The organism is Mesorhizobium sp. M0615 (assembly GCF_040320805.1).
Taxonomy (GTDB): Bacteria; Pseudomonadota; Alphaproteobacteria; order Rhizobiales; family Rhizobiaceae; genus Mesorhizobium.
The window spans coordinates 37275-54769 of sequence record NZ_JAMYQI010000003.1 but is presented as its reverse complement, the minus strand read 5'-3'; the positions used below and the strand labels follow the sequence as shown (position 1 = coordinate 54769).

Below are 17495 nucleotides of genomic sequence, written 5' to 3'. Positions count from 1 at the left end.
CGTTGCGCCGTTAAACGCGCCGCGTGACCTGCATCGGCAGGCCGCCCTGCGGCTGTGTCGTCAGTTTCTGCACCGGCCACGGCTTGGTCTCGGCGGTCACATCGAAGCGGAAGCGCGACAGCATGATGGCCAGCGCAATGATCGCCTCCTGCATGGCGAAGCTGGCGCCGATGCAGATGCGCGGACCGGCGCCGAACGGCAGATACTGGAAGCGGTCGATCTTCTCGCGGTTTCCCGGATGGAAGCGTTCGGGCATGAAGGCGTCGGGCATGTCCCACAGTTTTCTGTGGCGGTGGACGACCCAAGGCATCACCAGTACGGCCGCGCGCTTGGGGAGCACCAGATCGTTCCAGGTCTCCGTCTCGATCGGCTCGCGGTTGATCGACGGCGCCGGCGGATAAAGCCGCAGCGCCTCCTCGAAGGCGGCGCGGGTGAACGGCATTGCCTCGAGCCATTTCGTTGGGTCGGGTTCGCGCGCCAGCACGGCCTCGATCTCGCGCTCGACCTTTTCGCGCTCCCACGGCGCTTCGGCGAGGCAGTAGATCGTCCAGCCCAGTGCCCGCGCGGTGGTCTCGTGGCCGGCGCCGATGAAGGTGATGATGTTGTCCTCGACTTCCGCCCGCGTCAGCCCGTCGGGGCCTTCGGCGCGCAGCAGAAGCGTCAGGAAATCCTGCGGCGCGGTGTCGGGGTCGCGCTTCAGCCGCTCCTCGCGCATCTTGACCGTATCGGTGACGATCTTGCGGAAATAGGCCATGGTCTTGCGGCCGCGGATGCGGGTCAGCCGCGGCAGCCATTCGGGCGCGCGCAACAGGTCGAGCGGATCGACGCGGCCCATGGTCTCGAACAGGCGGTCGATCTCCTGCGCGAAACTGCCGGGCTCGCCCGCAATCTCGCCCGAAAACAGCGTCTCGGCCAGGATATCGTAGGTGAGCAGCGTCATGTCATGGGCGACATCGGTCATGCCGCCTTCGTCATAGCGGGCGACGAACTGCATCGTGCGGCGCAGCATCGGCTCGGCGAAGCCGAAGATATGCCGCGGCGTGAACACCGGCGCCATCGCCTTGCGCGAGCGCTTCCACACCTCGCCTTCGGCGGTCAACAGCCCGTCGCGCAAGATCGGTCGCAGGATCATCTGGCGCACCGTCGCCATCTTGTAGTTCTTGGCGTTGTCGATCAGCACGTGGCGGATAAGGCCGGGATCGTTGGCGACGATCAGATGCCCGCCGACGCCATTCGCCGAAATCCAGGGCTCGTTGTAGGTGTGCTCGCCCCACAGTTCGAGCGGATTGCGGTAGACGATCCGCATCATCTCCAGCGTCGAAGGCGGCGTCGTGCGCGGCCTGGGCGCCGGCGGCACGAAGGGGACGGGCTGCGTGTCCATGAGGTGCTCCGCTGATAGCTCAGATGTAGTGGCTGGCAATCCGGGCGTCCATGTGACCGAACGGCAAACTGAAACGCTGCAGCGCCCGGTGTGCCCGACAGACGGTGTGTTCATCGGATCGTGACCGCCGGTGAAACGGTTGCGGCTTGTCCGGTTGGACACTCTGCCATAGGTGACAGTTACCAACAGCTACTGCCAATCGCCCAGGAGAGTCCGCTTGAAGCACAAGCTGAACATCATAATCGGCAGCACGCGGCCGGGCCGCGCCGGGCCGGTCTTCGCCCACTGGCTGGAGGATTTTGCCCGCGAGCACGGCAAATTCGAACCGGTGCTGACCGACATTGCCACGTTCCATCTGCCGGTTCTGGACGAGCCGCATCACCCCAGGCTCGGCAATTACCAGAACGACCACACCAAAGCCTGGTCGAAGGTCATTGATGCCGCCGACGCCTTCGTGTTCGTGGCGCCGGAGTACAATTATTTCGTGGCGCCTGCGATCGTCAACGCCATCGACTACCTTGCGCGCGAATGGAAATACAAGCCAGCCGCCATCTTCAGCTATGGCGGCATTTCCGGAGGCCTGCGCGCCGCGCAGGCGCTGAAGCCGCTGCTGACCGCGGTGGGCGTCATGCCCATCTCGGAAGGCGTCGCGCTGCCGATGTATCAGAAACTGCTGGAGAGCGACGGCTCCTTCCAGGCTAGTGAGCAGGTAGAGGGTGGGACCAAGACCATGCTGGACGAGCTCTCGCGCTGGAGCGGGGCGCTGAAGCCGATGCGGGCTACGTAACGCAGCCGGCCGCGGCTTGCTCATGCCATAAAGAGGTGGAATGGTCGGCAGGTGACTGAGCCGGGGGCGGTTCGATTTGCGCCTGTTGTTTGCCTTGCTGTTGATGCTTGCGACCACCGCCACAGCGGTGGCGGAGCGGCGCGTGGCGTTGGTCATTGCCGAGGACGACTACCGGCTGGTGCGGCCGCTGGCCAATCCTGTCAATGACGGCGAGGTGATGGAAGTGGCGCTGAAGAAGCTCGGCTTCGAGGTCGTGGTCGAGACCAATCGTGATCTCAGGCGCATGCGCCGGGCTCTCGACGATTTTCGCGAGGACGCCATGGGCGCCGACGTGGCGCTGGTGTATTTCTCCGGCCATGGCGTCGAAATCTCCGGCGACAACCGTCTTCTGCCGGTCGATGCCGATGCCTCCTCGCTCGACCAGCTGGAGAAGACCAGCCTGCCGTTGGAGGAAGTGCGCGATGCGGTTGCCGCCACGGCGAAGGTCGGGCTGATCGTGCTCGACGCCTGCCGCAGCGATCCGTTCACAGGCGGCAACGGCGACGGGCGTGGCGCCACATCGCTGATCAAGGACCTGGTGGACAAGATCAAGCCGGGCCTCGGACGCGTCGGCAAGGCGGAAAACATCCTGTTCGCCTTTTCGGCGGCGCCCGGCGAGACGGCTGCCGACGGTACCGGTGCGAATTCGCCCTTTACAGCGGCGCTGATCAAATACCTCGGCACCGACGGGCTCGAAATCCGCTCGGTGCTGACGCTGGTGCAGCAGGAGGTCTACGACCTTTCGCGCGGAAAACAGCTGCCCTACGTCGAGAGCGGGCTGCCGAAGCTGTTCTTCGCCTCGGCGGCCAAGGAACAACTGCCGGAGCGCGAGCGGCTGTTGCTTGCCATGGCCGATGTGACGCCGGAAATGCGCGGCGCGGTCGAACGGGTCGCCAGCGATGCCGACATGCCGCTGGCGCCGCTCTATGGCGCGCTGATCAGTTCCGACACCAGCCATCTCTCCGGCGAAAGCCTGGACGCCAAGCTGCGCGAGGCGGCCGACGCCTTCGTCAAGGTGCGCGGCGAGATGAAGACGCTGGCCGCCGACGACCCGCAGGTGACCGAACTGCGCCGCCAGGCCGAGGAACAGTTGGCGCTCGGCGCTTTCGATGGTGCACGCGTGATCCTCGCCAAGGCCGCCGACGTCGACAATGTCTCGCGCCAGGCGTTGAAGGCCAATTTCGTCAGCCGCACCCTGTCCGAAGCCGCGACGCGATTTCTCTCGGGCGGCGCGGCGCGTGCCACCCTGGACTATGCAACCGCCATCAAGGACTATGAAACGGTGCTGGCGCTCTATGGCGAAGCCGGGCAGACCTCGCTCAGCCTGGAACAGGCCGACCGCCAAAGCCGCACGCTGGAAGAGCTCGGCATCCTCTACACAACGGTCGGCAACACCGACGCCGCCGGCCGCGCCTTTGCGGCGCTGGTCGCCAATCTTGAGCAGCGAGCGCGCCAGGAAACCGATCCGAGCGTCAAGCGCGACCTCGCCATCGGCCATATCAAGTTCGCCAACATCAAGATGGCGCAAGGCGATCTGCCGGCCTCCCTGCAAAACTATGAGGCGGCCAGGGACATGTTGCAGGGCCTGACCACAGACGTGCCGGACAAGAAGGACTGGCTCGGCGATCTCGCCATGGCCAATGACAAGATCGGCAATGTGCTGGCCACGCAAGGCGACCTGGGTGCGGCAGCCCAGGCCTACCAGCAAAGCCTGTCCATCAAGCAGCAATTGGCCGATGCCGAGCCGAACAGCGTCTATCTGCTGCGCGACCTGACCATTACCTACGACGAAATCGGCGGTCTTGCCCGTACCGCCGGCCAGCTGGATGGCGCCCAGACTGCATTCGAAGAGAGCCTGAGAATTCGGCTGGCGCTGGCGCAGAACAACCCCGACGACCCCAGGCATCAGCGCGCCGTCTCCGTCAGCTACACCAGGATCGGCGACGTCCTGCGCGAGCGTGGCGACGCTGCGGGCGCGCTCGACGCCTACAACAAGAGCCAAATAATCGCCGAAGCGCTGGTGCGCCGCGACTCAAACGACACCGATTTGAAGCGCGACCTGTCGGTCGGTTACGCCAAGATCGGCAATGCTTACGGCGACCAGAAGGACTGGCCATTCGCGTTGGAGGCCTACCAGCAGGCGCTGGCCACGGCGCGAGACCTTGCCGCCAGCGACCCAGGCAACACCGATTGGCAGCGCGACCTGTCGGTCTGTCTGGAAAAAATTGCCGGCGTGTTTGATGCCCAGGGCGATATCGCCGGTGCTTTGCAGAACTACCAGGACAGTCTCGTCATTGCCGACCGGTTGGCAAATCTCGACCCGGGCAATTCCGACTGGCAGCGCGACCTGTCGATCACGTTCGAGGAAATAGGCCTGCTGGAGACCAAGCAGCGCCACTATGAGGGCTCGAAGAAGGCCTTCGAAGCCAGCCTGGCCATCCGCCAGCGGTTGGCCCTGTCCGATCCGGACAATGCGATCTGGCAATTCGATCTGGTACAGGCCTATATCAACTATGCCTATGTGGCGAAGAATCCGAAGGCTGTGTTGTCGCAGGCGCTAGACCTGACGCTGGAGCTTGACCGCACAGGCAAACTGGCGCCGAGGGACAAACCCACGATCAAATATCTGCGCCGTCTTCTGGCCAAATTGAAAGCCGCGAAAAAATAGCCGGCTGCCAGCTCGGGATTCAGCCCTGAAATGCCCGCAAACCTTGGAAAAACCGCCTTTTGCGCCTATATCTAGGACATCAAAGCGGCGTGATTCGAAGCCATTTTTTCGCGCTGAGCATGCGGCATCAATCAGACAGGTTTTCATGAGCGATCAAAGCGACAACGCCAACGGCGCTGAGGCCGAATACGGCGCCGATTCCATCAAGGTTTTGAAGGGGTTGGACGCTGTCCGCAAGCGGCCGGGCATGTATATCGGCGACACCGACGACGGCTCGGGCCTGCATCACATGGTCTATGAGGTGGTCGACAACGCCATCGACGAGGCGCTGGCCGGCCATGCCGATCTGGTCACGGTGACGCTCAATCCCGACGGTTCGGTCACCGTTATCGACAATGGCCGCGGGATTCCGACCGATATTCACACTGGCGAAGGCATTTCGGCGGCCGAAGTGATCATGACGCAGCTGCATGCCGGCGGCAAATTCGACCAGAATTCCTACAAGGTGTCTGGCGGCCTGCACGGCGTCGGCGTCTCGGTGGTCAACGCGTTGTCGGCCTGGCTGAAGCTGAAAATCCGCCGCAACGGCCAGATTTTCGAGATGAGCTTCACGCATGGCAATGCCGATGCGCCGCTCAAGGCGACCGGCAGCTATGAGCAGAACAAGCAGCCCGGCACCTATGAGGGCCGCAGCGGTTCCGAGATCACCTTCTTTCCGTCGTCCGAAACCTTCACCATGGTCGAGTTCGACTTCGGCACGCTGGAGCACCGGCTGCGCGAGCTCGCCTTCCTGAATTCCGGCGTGCGCATCATTTTGACCGATGCCCGCCATGCCGATCTCGTGCGCCACGAGTTGCACTATGATGGCGGCCTGGAAGAGTTCGTCAAATATCTCGACCGGGTCAAGAAACCGCTGATCGACAAGCCGATCGCCATCAAGGCCGAGCGCGACGGCATCACCGTCGAAGTGGCGATGTGGTGGAACGACAGCTACCACGAGAACGTGCTGGCCTTCACCAACAACATCCCGCAGCGCGATGGCGGCACCCATCTGGCCGGCTTCCGTGGCGCGCTGACGCGCCAGATCACCGGCTATGGCGAATCGTCGGGCCTGACCAAGAAGGAAAAGGTGGCGCTGATCGGCGACGACTGCCGCGAAGGCCTGACGGCGGTGCTGTCGGTCAAGGTTCCCGATCCGAAATTCTCCTCGCAGACCAAGGACAAGCTGGTCTCGTCAGAGGTGCGGCCCGTGGTCGAAGGCCTGGTCAACGAGGCGCTTGGCACCTGGCTGGAAGAACACCCCAGCGAGGGCAAGGTGGTTATCGACAAGGTGATCCAGGCGGCTGCGGCGCGCGAAGCCGCGCGCAAGGCCCGCGACATCACCCGCAAAAGCTCGCTCGGCGTCACCTCTCTGCCCGGCAAGCTTGCCGACTGCCAGGAACGCGACCCGGCGAAATCCGAAATCTTCATCGTCGAGGGTGACTCGGCCGGCGGCTCCGCCAAGGGCGGCCGTTCGCGCCAGAACCAGGCGATCCTGCCGCTGCGCGGCAAGATCCTCAATGTCGAGCGCGCCCGCTTCGACCGCATGCTCGGCTCCGAGATGATCGGCACGCTGATCACCGCGCTCGGCACCTCGATCGGCAAGGACGAGTTCAACGCCGACAAATTGCGCTACCACAAGATCATCCTGATGACCGACGCCGACGTCGACGGCGCCCATATCAGGACCTTGCTGCTCACCTTCTTCTTCCGCCAGATGCCGGAGCTGATCGAGCGCGGCCATCTCTACATCGCCCAGCCGCCGCTCTACAAAGTGACGCGCGGAAAAAGCTCGCAATACATCAAGGACGAGAGCGCCTTCGAGGAATTCCTGATCGGCTCCGGGCTGGAAGAGGCGTCGCTGACGCTTGCCTCCGGCGAGGCGCGGGCCGGACAGGATCTGCGCGGCTCGATCGACGATGCACTGGCAGTACGCCAGCTCATCAACGGGCTGCATACGCGCTACAACAGGGGTGTGGTCGAACAGGCGGCGATCGCCGGCGCGCTCAATGCCGACGTGTTGAACGATCTCGGCCGCGCCAACGCCATGGCCGAGCGCGTCGCCCAGCGCCTCGACATCATTGCCGAAGACACCGAGCGCGGCTGGACCGGCCGGCTGTCGACCTCCAATGAGGGCGTCGGCGGCTACGTGTTCGAACGCACGGTGCGCAGCGTCAAGGAATTCGCGCAGCTCGATGCCGGGCTGATAAATTCTGCCGACGCACGCCAGCTCGACCGCTATGCCCCGCGCCTCATGGAAGTCTATGGGGAGCCGCCGGTGCTGCGCCGCAAGGATGTCTCCGAAGTCATTTCGGGGCCGCTGGCGCTGCTCAACGCGGTGTTTGCGACCGGCCGCAAGGGCCTGACCATGCAGCGCTACAAGGGCCTCGGCGAGATGAATGCCGAACAGCTCTGGGAAACCACGCTCGACCCGAATGTGCGCTCGCTGCTGCAGGTCAAGGTGAATGACGCCACCGATGCTGACAGCTTGTTCTCGCGGCTGATGGGCGACGAGGTCGAGCCGCGGCGCGAATTCATCCAGGACAACGCGCTGTCGGTGGCCAATCTGGACATTTGATGGCTGGGGGCCTTGCCGCCGGAGCCCCACTCCGGGGTCAGGCCTTTGGCTCCAGCTTTCGCCCGAGGTCCACCGCGTCGCGCAGTACTTGCAGATGCGAGCGCGGCGCGGAGCGGAGCCCGACGGCAGGGCGATTTCGACGCCGTTTGCCGTCGATGACCAATAAAGCGTGTGCGTGAAGATACGGCCGAGTGAGCTGCGAAGCTCGATCTGGATGTTCTCCACACCGGGGCCGAAATTTTCCGTCATCGGACCGGAAATCGGATCGCCTGTCGCCCAGCCATTGCCGCGGTCGTAGACGTTCGTCCAGCGCGTTGCCGCAAACACCGCGCCATGATGCACCGCGCGCTGCGCCTTGCCTGCTTGGCTGTGTCCTTCCTGGTAAAGCACGGTGCCGCCGGCGCGCCCGTCATCGGCAATCGGCGGGCAGGCCGAGAACAGGCGCTCGGCAAGGCCACGCCTGAATTCCGCGAGATTGTAGGTCACCAGGAATTCGCTGTGGGAGAGCGGACTGCCAAGCGTGACGAAATCGCTGATCTTCCAGGGCAGCGGGTGGTCGGCGTCCTTGGTCCGAAGCTGCTGGTAGAGCGCCCATTGGCCGCGCCGGAACCCGGCGAGGTCTTCAAGGTTCTTTGGCCACGCTGACCCATCAGAGCCGAGCGTTGCCTTGTCGACGGCCTCGACCGCCGCCAGTTTGGCCTTGTCGCGGACCGCTTCCAGCCTTCGCGGCCGGAACTCGGCCCACAAGATCTGCAGCAGATCATGGGCGATGATCGATCCCAGGCTGTGCGAGACCAGCACGATGCGATCGTAAGCGTCGTCCTTCATCAGCGTCTTGAGCAGCGTCAGGCCGCGGTCGCGGATCAGCGCGCGCTTCTCGATCGTTCCGGCCTCGGCGCGCACATAAGCGGCGACGTCGCCGAAATAGGGCAGGGCGAACTGATCCACCGCCCAGATGACGAAAGAAGCGAGGGCGGTGATCATCAGGCCGGTCGTCAAGGTAACGGCCTGCTGCCAGACCGATGTTGCCAGCACGAGCGCTGCGCCCAGAATGACGATAGCGATCAGAAGTGTTGCGACGTAAAGCTTGCGCGCGTCGGGCGGAATGTCGGCGGGCTTGCGCCACAACAGGTTCGTCACCCAGGCGGCCAGCCGGCCGCGCGTCGTGCCTTGCGTGATGTCGGCCCAATAAAGCTCGTAGAAATCGGTACGGCGGCCATCGACGTCGTAGGGCGTGGTGATGCGGCGCAGCTCGTGTGACTTGGCCCGGCTGTCGGGCGTGATCCAGCTCTGGTTGATCGTGGCGCCTGAAACGGCCGGATCAGGGATGCGGGCGTAAGGCGGAGCACGGGTGGGGTCGCTGCTCCAGACCGCCTGGACGAAGCCGCGCAGCGTACCCATCGGCCGCTGCTCGCCCATGCCATGCACGATCACCACCGCCTGGCTGGGCCTGTGCGGGGCTTTCTTGGAAGCCGACGATCCGACAGCGTCAGGCACCAACGTCTCCGTTGACGGCAGTCCATCGATAGGACCGGACTTCCATCATGCTACCCCTGAACCCCGCTGATGACCAACAGCACGTTGCAGCCATGCCGGATTGACAGGTGCCAATCCACAGTTTCGCAGTCGTGCCTCGGGCCGCGCGGAAAATAGTTCCGTTCCCGGTAAGCAAATCATTTCATTGCTCCTCGGAACGGAAATCGCTCAGGAACATTGTGACGACATCGATCAATTTCTCGCAGGGAGGCTCTTTATGGGACGCGGTATTTTGCTCTGGTTGCTCGGTATCCCGATCCCGATCATCATTCTCATCATGCTGTTCGTACGGTAGGAGGCGTCGATGCAGTCCACCGTATCGGCTGTCGACGTATCTGCTTCAACAGAATCCTCCGCCACGGCCGTCAGCTGGGGGCCGATCATCGCCGGCGCCTTCGCGGCCTCGACGCTGACCTTCATCCTCATGCTGCTCGGCTCAGGACTGGGGCTGACCATGGTCTCGCCATGGTCCGGCGCCAGTGCCTCGCTGACCACCTTCGCGGTGTCCGGCGCGATCTGGCTCATCATCGTGCAATGGCTGTCCTCCGGGGTCGGTGGCTATCTTGCCGGACGCCTGCGCACCAAATGGGTCGGCATCCACACCGACGAGGTCTATTTCCGCGACACCGCGCACGGCCTCCTCGCCTGGGCGCTGGCGACATTGCTGGTCGTCGGCATTCTCGGGTCGGCGCTGTCGGCAGTGCTTGGTTCAGGCGTGCAGGCGGCTTCTACTGTTGCCTCAGGCGCCGCCATGGGTGCTTCGGCCGGCGCGTCCGCCAATGCCGGCAGCGCACCGGCCGACAATGCAACGTCCTATCTCGTGGATACGCTGTTCCGTCCGGCTGATGCCGCCAGGCTCGCGGCGGCCAATCCGGACAGCGATGCGGCTGCGGCCGGGCAGGCTTCGCGCATCCTCATCGCCAGTGCGGCGGCAGGCGAAATTTCGGCTGACGACAAGACCTATCTGTCGCAGCTCGTCGCCGCCCGCACCGGGCTTTCCGAGGCTGACGCCAAGGCGCGTGTCGACGCCCTGGTGGCCAGGGTCGAGGACGCCAAGGTCAAGGCCAAGCAGGCCGCCGACGCCGCCCGGAAAGGCAGCGCCACCTTCGCACTGCTTGGCGCCCTGTCGCTGGTTATCGGCGCCTTCATCGCCAGCGCTGCGGCAGCACTGGGCGGCAGGCAGCGCGACGACGAGGAAGCGGTTTTCCTGACCAGCCGCTGAACCGGTCTTCAACATCAAAAAGCCCGGTCGAACCGGGCTTTTTTGTTTCCGATGATGGACCGACAACCTTCCAGTGGAAGGTTGCGGCGGGGTCAGTGATCCATGGCCTTGACGATTTCCTCGGTCATCTTCTTGGCGTCGCCGAGCAGCATCATGGTGCCGTCCTTGTAGAACAGCGTGTTGTCGATGCCGGCGTAGCCCGAGCCGAGCGAGCGCTTGACGAACAGGCAGGTGCGGGCCTTGTCGACGTCGAGGATCGGCATACCGTAGATCGGCGACGACTTGTCGTCGCGGGCGGACGGATTGGTGACGTCATTGGCGCCGATGACATAGGCGACATCGGCCTGCGCGAACTCGGAGTTGATGTCTTCCAGTTCGAACACTTCGTCATAGGGAACATTGGCTTCGGCGAGCAGCACGTTCATGTGGCCGGGCATGCGGCCGGCCACGGGGTGGATGGCGTATTTGACATCCACGCCATTGGCCTTGAGCTTGTCGGCCATTTCGCGCAGCGCGTGCTGGGCCTGGGCGACCGCCATGCCGTAGCCCGGCACGATGATGACCTTCTGTGCGTTCATCATCAGATAGGCAGCGTCGTCGGCCGAGCCCTGCTTGACCGTGCGTTCGATGCCGTCATCGGCAACCGCCACGGTCTCGCCGCCGAAGCCGCCGAGGATGACCGAGATGAACGACCGGTTCATGCCCTTGCACATGATGTAGGACAGGATGGCGCCGGACGAGCCGACCAGCGCGCCGGTGATGATCAACGCCAGATTGCCAAGCGTGAAGCCGAGTGCCGCGGCGGCCCAGCCGGAATAGGAATTCAGCATCGAGACGACGACCGGCATGTCGGCGCCGCCGATCGGGATGATCAAGAGGACGCCGAGCGCCAGCGACGCCGCGACGATCAGCCAGAACACCAGCTTGGCCTCGGTGGTGACCAGAAGCACGATCAGCACGATCAGCGCGATGCCGAGGACCGCGTTGATGATGTGACGGCCGCCGATCATGATCGGCTTGCCCGACATGCGGCCATCGAGCTTGAGGAAGGCGATGACGGAGCCGGTGAAAGTGATGGCGCCGATGGCAACGCCAAGGCTCATCTCGATCAGCGCCTGGGCGTGGATGTCGCCATTCGTGCCGATGCCGAAACTTTCCGGCGCGTAGATGGCGGCTGCCGCGACCATGACGGCGGCAAGGCCGACCAGCGAGTGGAAGGCGGCGACCAGCTGCGGCATCGACGTCATGGCGATGCGGCGCGCTGTAACGGCGCCGACGCCGCCGCCGATGGCTAGACCAAGCACGATCAGGCCGAAGCGCCCGGCGGACGGAGTCGCCAGCGCCAGCGTGGTGGCGATGGCAATGCCCATGCCGATCATGCCGTAGAGATTGCCTTGGCGGCTGGTGGTCGGATGAGATAGGCCGCGAAGCGCCATGATGAACAGGACGCCAGAGACCAGGTAGAGGAAGGACGCGAAGTTGGCGTTCATGGCGCTCTACCGGTCCTTCTTCTTGTACATGGCCAGCATGCGCTGGGTGACCAGGAAGCCGCCAAAGATGTTGACCGAGACCAGCATCAGCGCGACGAAGCCGAAGCCGGTGGCAATGCCGGAGGCCGAGATGCCGACGGCCAGCAGCGCGCCGACGACGATGACCGAGGAGATGGCGTTGGTGACCGCCATCAGCGGCGTGTGCAGCGCCGGCGTCACCGACCAGACGACGTAGTATCCGACGAATATCGCAAGTACGAAGATGGCGAAGCGGAAGACGAAGGGATCGATGGCGCCGCCGGACAGTGCGTGCGCGGCATCGCCCGCCGCATCGGCGCCACCGGGCGCGTTGGCCAGGTTCTGCACAGCCAGCCGGACGGCGGCACTTGCCTGGTCGAGCTGATCGAGGGCTTTCTGCAAGGTCTGATCCATCACGCGATCCCCTTCGGCTTGGCGGCGGACTTGCCGGCAGTGGCTTTGTCGGACGCCTTTTTCGGTGCAGCCTTCTTCGGCGTGGCATCAGCCACCATGGTCTCCGCCGGAATGGCCGCCGGTTCGACATGGGGCTGTTCCGCCGCCTTGGCGAAGGCCGGATGCACCACGCGGCCAGCGTCGGTCAGCATCGTCGCCTTGACCAGATCGTCTTCGCGGTTGATGGCGAGCGTCTTGCTGGTCTTGTCGACCAGCGTCTCGAGGAAGGCGAACAGGTTCCTGGCGTAGAGCAGCGAGGCCGATGCGGCGACGCGGCCGGGCACGTTGAGGTGGCCGACGATTTTCACGCCATTGGCCGTGGTCACCACCTGGCCTGCAACTGCGCCTTCGACATTGCCGCCGCGCTCGACGGCGAGGTCGACGATCACCGAGCCCGGCTTCATCGAGGCGACCATCGCCGCCGACACCAGCTTCGGCGCCGGACGGCCGGGGATCAGCGCCGTGGTGATGACGATGTCCTGCTTGGCGATGTGCTCAGCGGTGAGCGCTGCCTGCTTGGCCTGATACTCCTTCGACATTTCCTTGGCGTAGCCGCCGGCGGTCTCGGCCGCCTTGAACTCCTCGTCCTCGACGGCGAGGAACTTTGCGCCGAGCGACGCCACCTGTTCCTTGGCGGCGGGACGAACGTCGGTGGCGGTGACGACGGCGCCGAGACGGCGCGCCGTGGCGATCGCCTGCAGGCCGGCAACGCCGACGCCCATGATGAAGATCTTCGCTGCCGGCACGGTGCCGGCCGCCGTCATCATCATCGGCAGCGCGCGGTCATACTCCGATGCGCCGTCGATCACGGCCTGGTAGCCGGCGAGATTGGCCTGCGACGACAGCACGTCCATCGACTGGGCGCGGGTGATGCGCGGCATGAATTCCATCGAGAAGGCGGTGACCCCAGCCTCGGCAAGCGCCGCGACCGCGGCATCATTGCCGTAGGGATCCATGATGGCGATGACCGCCGCACCCGATTTGTAGCCCTTCAGCTCGGCGTTGGTCGGCCGGCGCACCTTCAGCACCACATCCGCCCGGCTCGCATCCGAAGCCTTGCCGATCGCGGCGCCCGCCTTGGCGAACTCCTCATCGGGAATGCGCGACCTGGTGCCGGCGCCCGTCTCGACGGTGACGTCGAAGCCCAGCGCCGCCAGCCGCTTCACGGTATCGGGCGAGGCCGCGACACGAGGCTCGCTGGCATCGAGCTCGCGAGGGATGAAAACCGTCTGTCCCACCGCATGATCCTTTCGGCTGGAACCTGTTTGCGCAAGAGTGCGGCTTTGCGAAAGAGTGCGGCCGGATGTCCGGCTACGCCCTTGGCAAGGGTCTGAAGAGACTATCGGAGAATGAAGGCGCCGAGGGCGAGGATCAGCACGAACAGGATGGTCGCGGAGAAGAAGCCGCCTGCGAAGAAGCCGAAAGCCATGGCCAGGAGCAGGGCGCCGCAGAACAGCGATCCGTATTTGGCCAGCGCCAGAAAGCCATGATAGGTGCGGTCATGTTCGGCATAGTCCATCTTCGCGCCCAGTTCGACAGGACCGGTCGGCGTGTGATCAGCCATAGGAATACCCCTTCGAAGACATCTTTGAGGCACATAGCGAAAAGCCAGGCCAAGAGCAATGGCGCTATTGCCGCACGACCAGCGACAACAGCCTCAAAGAATGTTGAAAGCCGGCGGTATGGGCTCTTGTCGCCGGCCTGGCGTCGAACGTTAAGGGTTTGCGCTTCAACCGGCCAGATGCGGAAACAGCCCGAGCAGCCCAATGACGATCAGATAGAGCGCGACGATGTAGTTGAGCAGCCGCGGCATCACCAGGATCAGCACGCCGGCAATCAGCGAGATCAGCGGGGTAAGCGCGAGCTCGGGAATATGCATGTCGGTTCCTTTCTATGGCCGCGTCGGCGTCATCCAGAACGCGGAAGCGGCGGGAAAGCTCCAGAGCTCGCGTGCCAAATTGCGCAGGCTTCAGTGGTGTCAGGCGGCTTCGCGGAAAAACTTGGCGGTGGGCAGGATGGTTAGCGGTGCGAGTTCGCCGCTCTTGGGGCGTTGGAAGAGCATGCGCTGCTCGAACGCCGTGGAGTTGAAGAACGGGAAGCGATCCAGCGTCGCCTGCATGTTTTCGGAGCACTTCGACTGGAACAGATGCACGGGAACGGTGAGACCGGGATAGATGCGGGGGGGCACCGCCTGCTCGGAACGGAAGATGCGATGATAGAAGCCGGCATGCTCTTCCTTGACCGCCGTCAGGCAATATGTCGGTTTGAAGTGGCTGCAAGCTACGACCGCAAGCCTGAGCGTCACGTAGGGCAGCACGCGCAGGCTGGTCGACCACTCGATATCGGCAGCGAAACGGCTTGGATCGACGAACGTCTCGCCAACTGCCAGCCGCCGCGCCAGCGTGTCGCCGAACACGGCCGTGCTGGGGGAAACAGGGTATTTCGCGCAGGCGTAGTGGATTCTGATGGTGCTGACCAGAACACCATCGAAGAACACGCCAAATCGGTAGGAATTGCGCAGATCGTCGAAGTCGTCCTTTACCATACGCGAGGCATCGGGCTTCACCATGCCAGCATGAAGGTAGGATTTGTAGCGAAGTCGATAGATGGCTTCCAAATCCTCGGCACCGTCGCAAAGGCGATACTCGACGTGCTCCAGGACGTCCATGATATGACGAGAAAACACCGAAGGAGACTGAGCGGTGGCCCTAGAAGCCACCAGAGGCATACCTGCTAGCTGAGTTTCCATTGTTACCCTCGTGCCGTCGCAACTAAACCATACCGGACGACCGAATGAACAAGAAGATGAAACTCTAATCGTCTGTGTTTACCGAATATTAACGTTAACAATAGGTTAACGTTTTGGCAATTCACAGCTTTTTTGACGGCTTCCAAGCGCGATTTAAAGGTTGGGCTTCATGTGGTCGCGAGTTTGGCGACGGGCCGCAATTCCGCGGCGAAGGGCCAGGTCACACTGGACATCGTTTCGATGCCGGACGCGCTGAGAGCTGCGCCGAAGAGGAAGCCCTGGACGAGGTCGGGTTTCACCGAATGCACCAGGATCTTCAGCTGTTCGAACGTTTCCACACCTTCGATGGTGACGGTCAGCCCGAGCACGCGGGTCAGGTCCACGATGCCCTTCAACAAGTCGAGCGAACGCTTGTTCTGGGTCACGTCCATCAGGAACGAACGGTCGATCTTGATCTTGTCGAGCGGCAGCTTGTGGAGGTAGCTCAGGCTTGAATAGCCGGTGCCGAAATCGTCGAGCGCGATGCGCACGCCAAGCTGCTTCAGTTCCTCGATATACTGGCGCGTCAGCGATTTGTCGTCGAGCAGCGCGGTTTCGGTGACTTCGATCTCGAGGCGGCCGGCGGCGAGCCCCGAAGTGGCAAGCGCGTCGCGAACCTTCTGGACGACGTCGCGGCTGCGGAAATCCTTGGCCGAAAGGTTGACCGAGACGCTGGTCTGTGCGGGCCATTTGGCGCATTCGGCGCAGGCAGCCGCCAGCACGAAGGTGCTGATCTCGGAAATGATGCCCATTTCTTCGGCCAGCGGAATGAAGACGCTGGGCGAAACCGGCCCGAGGTCGGGATGATCCCAGCGGCACAGCGCCTCGCAGCTGGCGATGCGCATGGTGTTCATCGCCACGATGGGCTGATAGACCACCCGCAGCGCCTTGCCTTCGACCGCCGTGCGCAGGTCGGCCTTCATCATCTGGCGGTTGCGGAACGCCGCATCCATCGCCGCCTCGAACAGTCGCCAGTTGTTCTTGCCGAGTTCCTTGGCCTTGTAGAGCGCCAGATCCGCCTTGACGATCATGGCGTCGACATCGGTGTCCTCGACCCTGGACAGCACGGTGCCCGCGCTTGCCTGGATGCGCAGGCTGTGACCAGCGACATCGACTTCGCCCTGCAGATCGGCAAAGATCTGGTCGAGCAGGCCGGTCAGATGGCTTTCATCCTCGACGCGGTCGAAGAAGATCATGAACTCGTCGCCGCCGAAGCGGCTGACATTGACGCCTTGCCCGGCGACGGCCGCCAGTCGCTCGGCAACGGCATAGATCAGCCCATCGCCGACCGGATGGCCAAGTGTGTCGTTGACGCTCTTGAAATCGTCGAGATCGAGCACCGCCAGGGCGCACAGCCGGTCGCGGCTGCCCGACGCCATGGCCTCGCCGACGAGCTCATGGAAATAGGCGCGGTTCGGCAGGCCGGTGAGGCTGTCATAGCGCGCCATGAAGCGGATCTTTTCTTCGGACTCGACGCGGGCGGTGACGTCCTCGAAGGTGATGACGCCGAGGTCCTGATTGCCCTCGCGGGCCGAGAACTCGTAGTGCTGGCCATTGGAGAAGGAGACCAGCACCTTGCGGTCACGGCCTTCGCGCAACGCGCGCGTCAGCTGCGCTTCGACATAGCGGCAGTCTTTCGGCGCCAGCATGCCGCCCGCAACGCCGCGCAGGAGCAGCGAATGGATCGACCGCCCGAGCAGCTGGTCGGGCGAGCGCAGCGACATCAGATGCGCTGCTTCGGCATTGCCGACCACGACCTTGCCGTCGGGTCCGAGCATGACCAGGCCATGCGACATGGTGTTGAGTGCGCGGTTGAAGCGCTGCGCGATTTGCCTCGCCTGCTTATGCCCGACCACGGCCGAGAACAGCACGTTGCGCACATGGTCGGCACTGCCCTTGATGATGAACATGAACGGGATGATGAGCAGCCCAAGCACGACACTGGGGATGTCAAACCTGAGGATAAGGGCTGCTGCGATCGGCCCGACGAAGGTTACCGCGAAGATCGTGACCATGCGGGGCGAGCCGTAGTTTCGGCCTACGACCGTGACCAGAGAGCCAAGCGTTATGGCGAGCGCTGCGATCTCGGCATACGCATCCGAGTAGACATAGATCGAAATGAAGCAGAACAGGCCCAGCATCAGCCCCTGGATGCTGCCGTTCAGGATATATTCGCGCTCCCATCGTGTCGCATCCAAGGCATCGTGGATGGAACCACCCAGGCGATGGAACCGCCGCAAGCTGAAATACCGCCAAACGCCGATGCCAAGCAGTGCTCCGGCAAGAACCAGGAAGACAGGCTGGCCGTTGCGCCAATAGACCATAAGGCTGGCGGTTGCGTGGCAAAGCGCGCCAATGACCAGCATATGCGCGTTGTCGAACAACGAGCGCACAAACTGGATATAAACATCCACAGGGATGTTATCGGTCTTTGTTCTGCCCATTACTGGCGCCCAACTGAACCACAGCCTTGGCATAGTCCCATTAAAAAACCTT

14 protein-coding genes are annotated in these 17495 nt (G+C 63.5%); 6 read left to right on the top strand and 8 right to left on the bottom strand.

Annotation, left to right across the window (positions count from 1 at the left end):
- Window positions 1-10: 10 nt before the first annotated feature.
- Window positions 11-1381, bottom strand: coding sequence for a cytochrome P450 (locus NKI46_RS05365; RefSeq protein WP_023671330.1), 1371 nt, complete (start codon window positions 1379-1381; stop codon window positions 11-13).
- 217 nt (window positions 1382-1598) lie between these two features.
- On the opposite strand from NKI46_RS05365, the gene NKI46_RS05360 reads away from it, so the two are divergent.
- The 6 genes from NKI46_RS05360 (at window position 1599) to NKI46_RS05335 (ending at window position 10250) form a co-directional block, all read left to right on the top strand.
- Window positions 1599-2168: an NADPH-dependent FMN reductase gene (locus NKI46_RS05360; protein ID WP_023683526.1), complete on the top strand. Its 570-nt coding sequence runs from the start codon at window positions 1599-1601 to the stop codon at window positions 2166-2168.
- A 76-nt stretch (window positions 2169-2244) separates the two neighbouring features.
- Window positions 2245-4875 (top strand): caspase family protein, encoded by a 2631-nt coding sequence (locus NKI46_RS05355; RefSeq protein ID WP_023683525.1) that lies wholly within the window; start codon window positions 2245-2247, stop codon window positions 4873-4875.
- A gap of 145 nt (window positions 4876-5020) precedes the next feature.
- On the top strand, window positions 5021-7492 hold the full coding sequence (gene gyrB / locus NKI46_RS05350) for a DNA topoisomerase (ATP-hydrolyzing) subunit B (protein WP_023834796.1): 2472 nt from the start codon (window positions 5021-5023) through the stop codon (window positions 7490-7492).
- Window positions 7493-7825: 333 nt separating this feature from the next.
- Entirely contained in the window at window positions 7826-8137 is a 312-nt protein-coding gene (locus NKI46_RS05345) for a hypothetical protein (protein WP_352745199.1), read from the top strand.
- Between the two features lie 117 nt (window positions 8138-8254).
- Window positions 8255-8752 (top strand): hypothetical protein, encoded by a 498-nt coding sequence (locus tag NKI46_RS05340; RefSeq protein ID WP_352745196.1) that lies wholly within the window; start codon window positions 8255-8257, stop codon window positions 8750-8752.
- 580 nt (window positions 8753-9332) lie between these two features.
- Entirely contained in the window at window positions 9333-10250 is a 918-nt protein-coding gene (locus tag NKI46_RS05335) for a membrane protein (protein ID WP_023689227.1), read from the top strand.
- Between the two features lie 92 nt (window positions 10251-10342).
- Here the strand turns inward: NKI46_RS05335 and NKI46_RS05330 are convergent, their stop codons facing one another.
- The 7 genes from NKI46_RS05330 to NKI46_RS05300 form a co-directional block, all read right to left on the bottom strand.
- Window positions 10343-11740, bottom strand: coding sequence for an NAD(P)(+) transhydrogenase (Re/Si-specific) subunit beta (locus tag NKI46_RS05330; protein WP_352520584.1), 1398 nt, complete (start codon window positions 11738-11740; stop codon window positions 10343-10345).
- Between the two features lie 6 nt (window positions 11741-11746).
- The gene (locus tag NKI46_RS05325) at window positions 11747-12172 is read right to left on the bottom strand and encodes a proton-translocating transhydrogenase family protein (protein WP_032885960.1); all 426 of its coding nucleotides are present in this window, start codon (window positions 12170-12172) and stop codon (window positions 11747-11749) included.
- Entirely contained in the window at window positions 12172-13449 is a 1278-nt protein-coding gene (locus tag NKI46_RS05320; RefSeq protein ID WP_023739660.1) for a Re/Si-specific NAD(P)(+) transhydrogenase subunit alpha, read from the bottom strand. Before NKI46_RS05320 ends, NKI46_RS05325 begins: the two co-directional genes overlap by 1 nt.
- Window positions 13450-13550: 101 nt before the next feature.
- On the bottom strand, window positions 13551-13775 hold the full coding sequence (locus NKI46_RS05315; protein ID WP_023671340.1) for an aa3-type cytochrome c oxidase subunit IV: 225 nt from the start codon (window positions 13773-13775) through the stop codon (window positions 13551-13553).
- A gap of 165 nt (window positions 13776-13940) precedes the next feature.
- Entirely contained in the window at window positions 13941-14090 is a 150-nt protein-coding gene (locus tag NKI46_RS05310) for a DUF3096 domain-containing protein (RefSeq protein ID WP_023671341.1), read from the bottom strand.
- Between the two features lie 99 nt (window positions 14091-14189).
- On the bottom strand, window positions 14190-14960 hold the full coding sequence (locus tag NKI46_RS05305; RefSeq protein WP_023683521.1) for an N-acyl amino acid synthase FeeM domain-containing protein: 771 nt from the start codon (window positions 14958-14960) through the stop codon (window positions 14190-14192).
- A gap of 167 nt (window positions 14961-15127) precedes the next feature.
- Complete coding sequence (locus NKI46_RS05300; RefSeq protein ID WP_023739659.1) at window positions 15128-17443, bottom strand: putative bifunctional diguanylate cyclase/phosphodiesterase; 2316 nt, start codon at window positions 17441-17443, stop codon at window positions 15128-15130.
- Window positions 17444-17495 lie beyond the last annotated feature (52 nt).

Excerpts from the sequence above, each read along its gene's own strand:
- NKI46_RS05335 (WP_023689227.1), top strand. The coding sequence starts at position 9,333 with ATGCAGTCCACCGTATCGGCTGTCGACGTATCTGCTTCAACAGAATCC.
- NKI46_RS05330 (WP_352520584.1), bottom strand. The coding sequence starts at position 11,740 with ATGAACGCCAACTTCGCGTCCTTCCTCTACCTGGTCTCTGGCGTCCTG.
- NKI46_RS05325 (WP_032885960.1), bottom strand. The coding sequence starts at position 12,172 with ATGGATCAGACCTTGCAGAAAGCCCTCGATCAGCTCGACCAGGCAAGT.
- NKI46_RS05300 (WP_023739659.1), bottom strand. The coding sequence starts at position 17,443 with ATGGGCAGAACAAAGACCGATAACATCCCTGTGGATGTTTATATCCAG.
- NKI46_RS05365 (WP_023671330.1), bottom strand. The coding sequence starts at position 1,381 with ATGGACACGCAGCCCGTCCCCTTCGTGCCGCCGGCGCCCAGGCCGCGC.
- NKI46_RS05345 (WP_352745199.1), top strand. The coding sequence starts at position 7,826 with ATGATGCACCGCGCGCTGCGCCTTGCCTGCTTGGCTGTGTCCTTCCTG.
- NKI46_RS05340 (WP_352745196.1), top strand. The coding sequence starts at position 8,255 with ATGGGCGATGATCGATCCCAGGCTGTGCGAGACCAGCACGATGCGATC.
- NKI46_RS05310 (WP_023671341.1), bottom strand. The coding sequence starts at position 14,090 with ATGCATATTCCCGAGCTCGCGCTTACCCCGCTGATCTCGCTGATTGCC.
- NKI46_RS05315 (WP_023671340.1), bottom strand. The coding sequence starts at position 13,775 with ATGGCTGATCACACGCCGACCGGTCCTGTCGAACTGGGCGCGAAGATG.
- NKI46_RS05305 (WP_023683521.1), bottom strand. The coding sequence starts at position 14,960 with ATGGAAACTCAGCTAGCAGGTATGCCTCTGGTGGCTTCTAGGGCCACC.
- gyrB (WP_023834796.1), top strand. The coding sequence starts at position 5,021 with ATGAGCGATCAAAGCGACAACGCCAACGGCGCTGAGGCCGAATACGGC.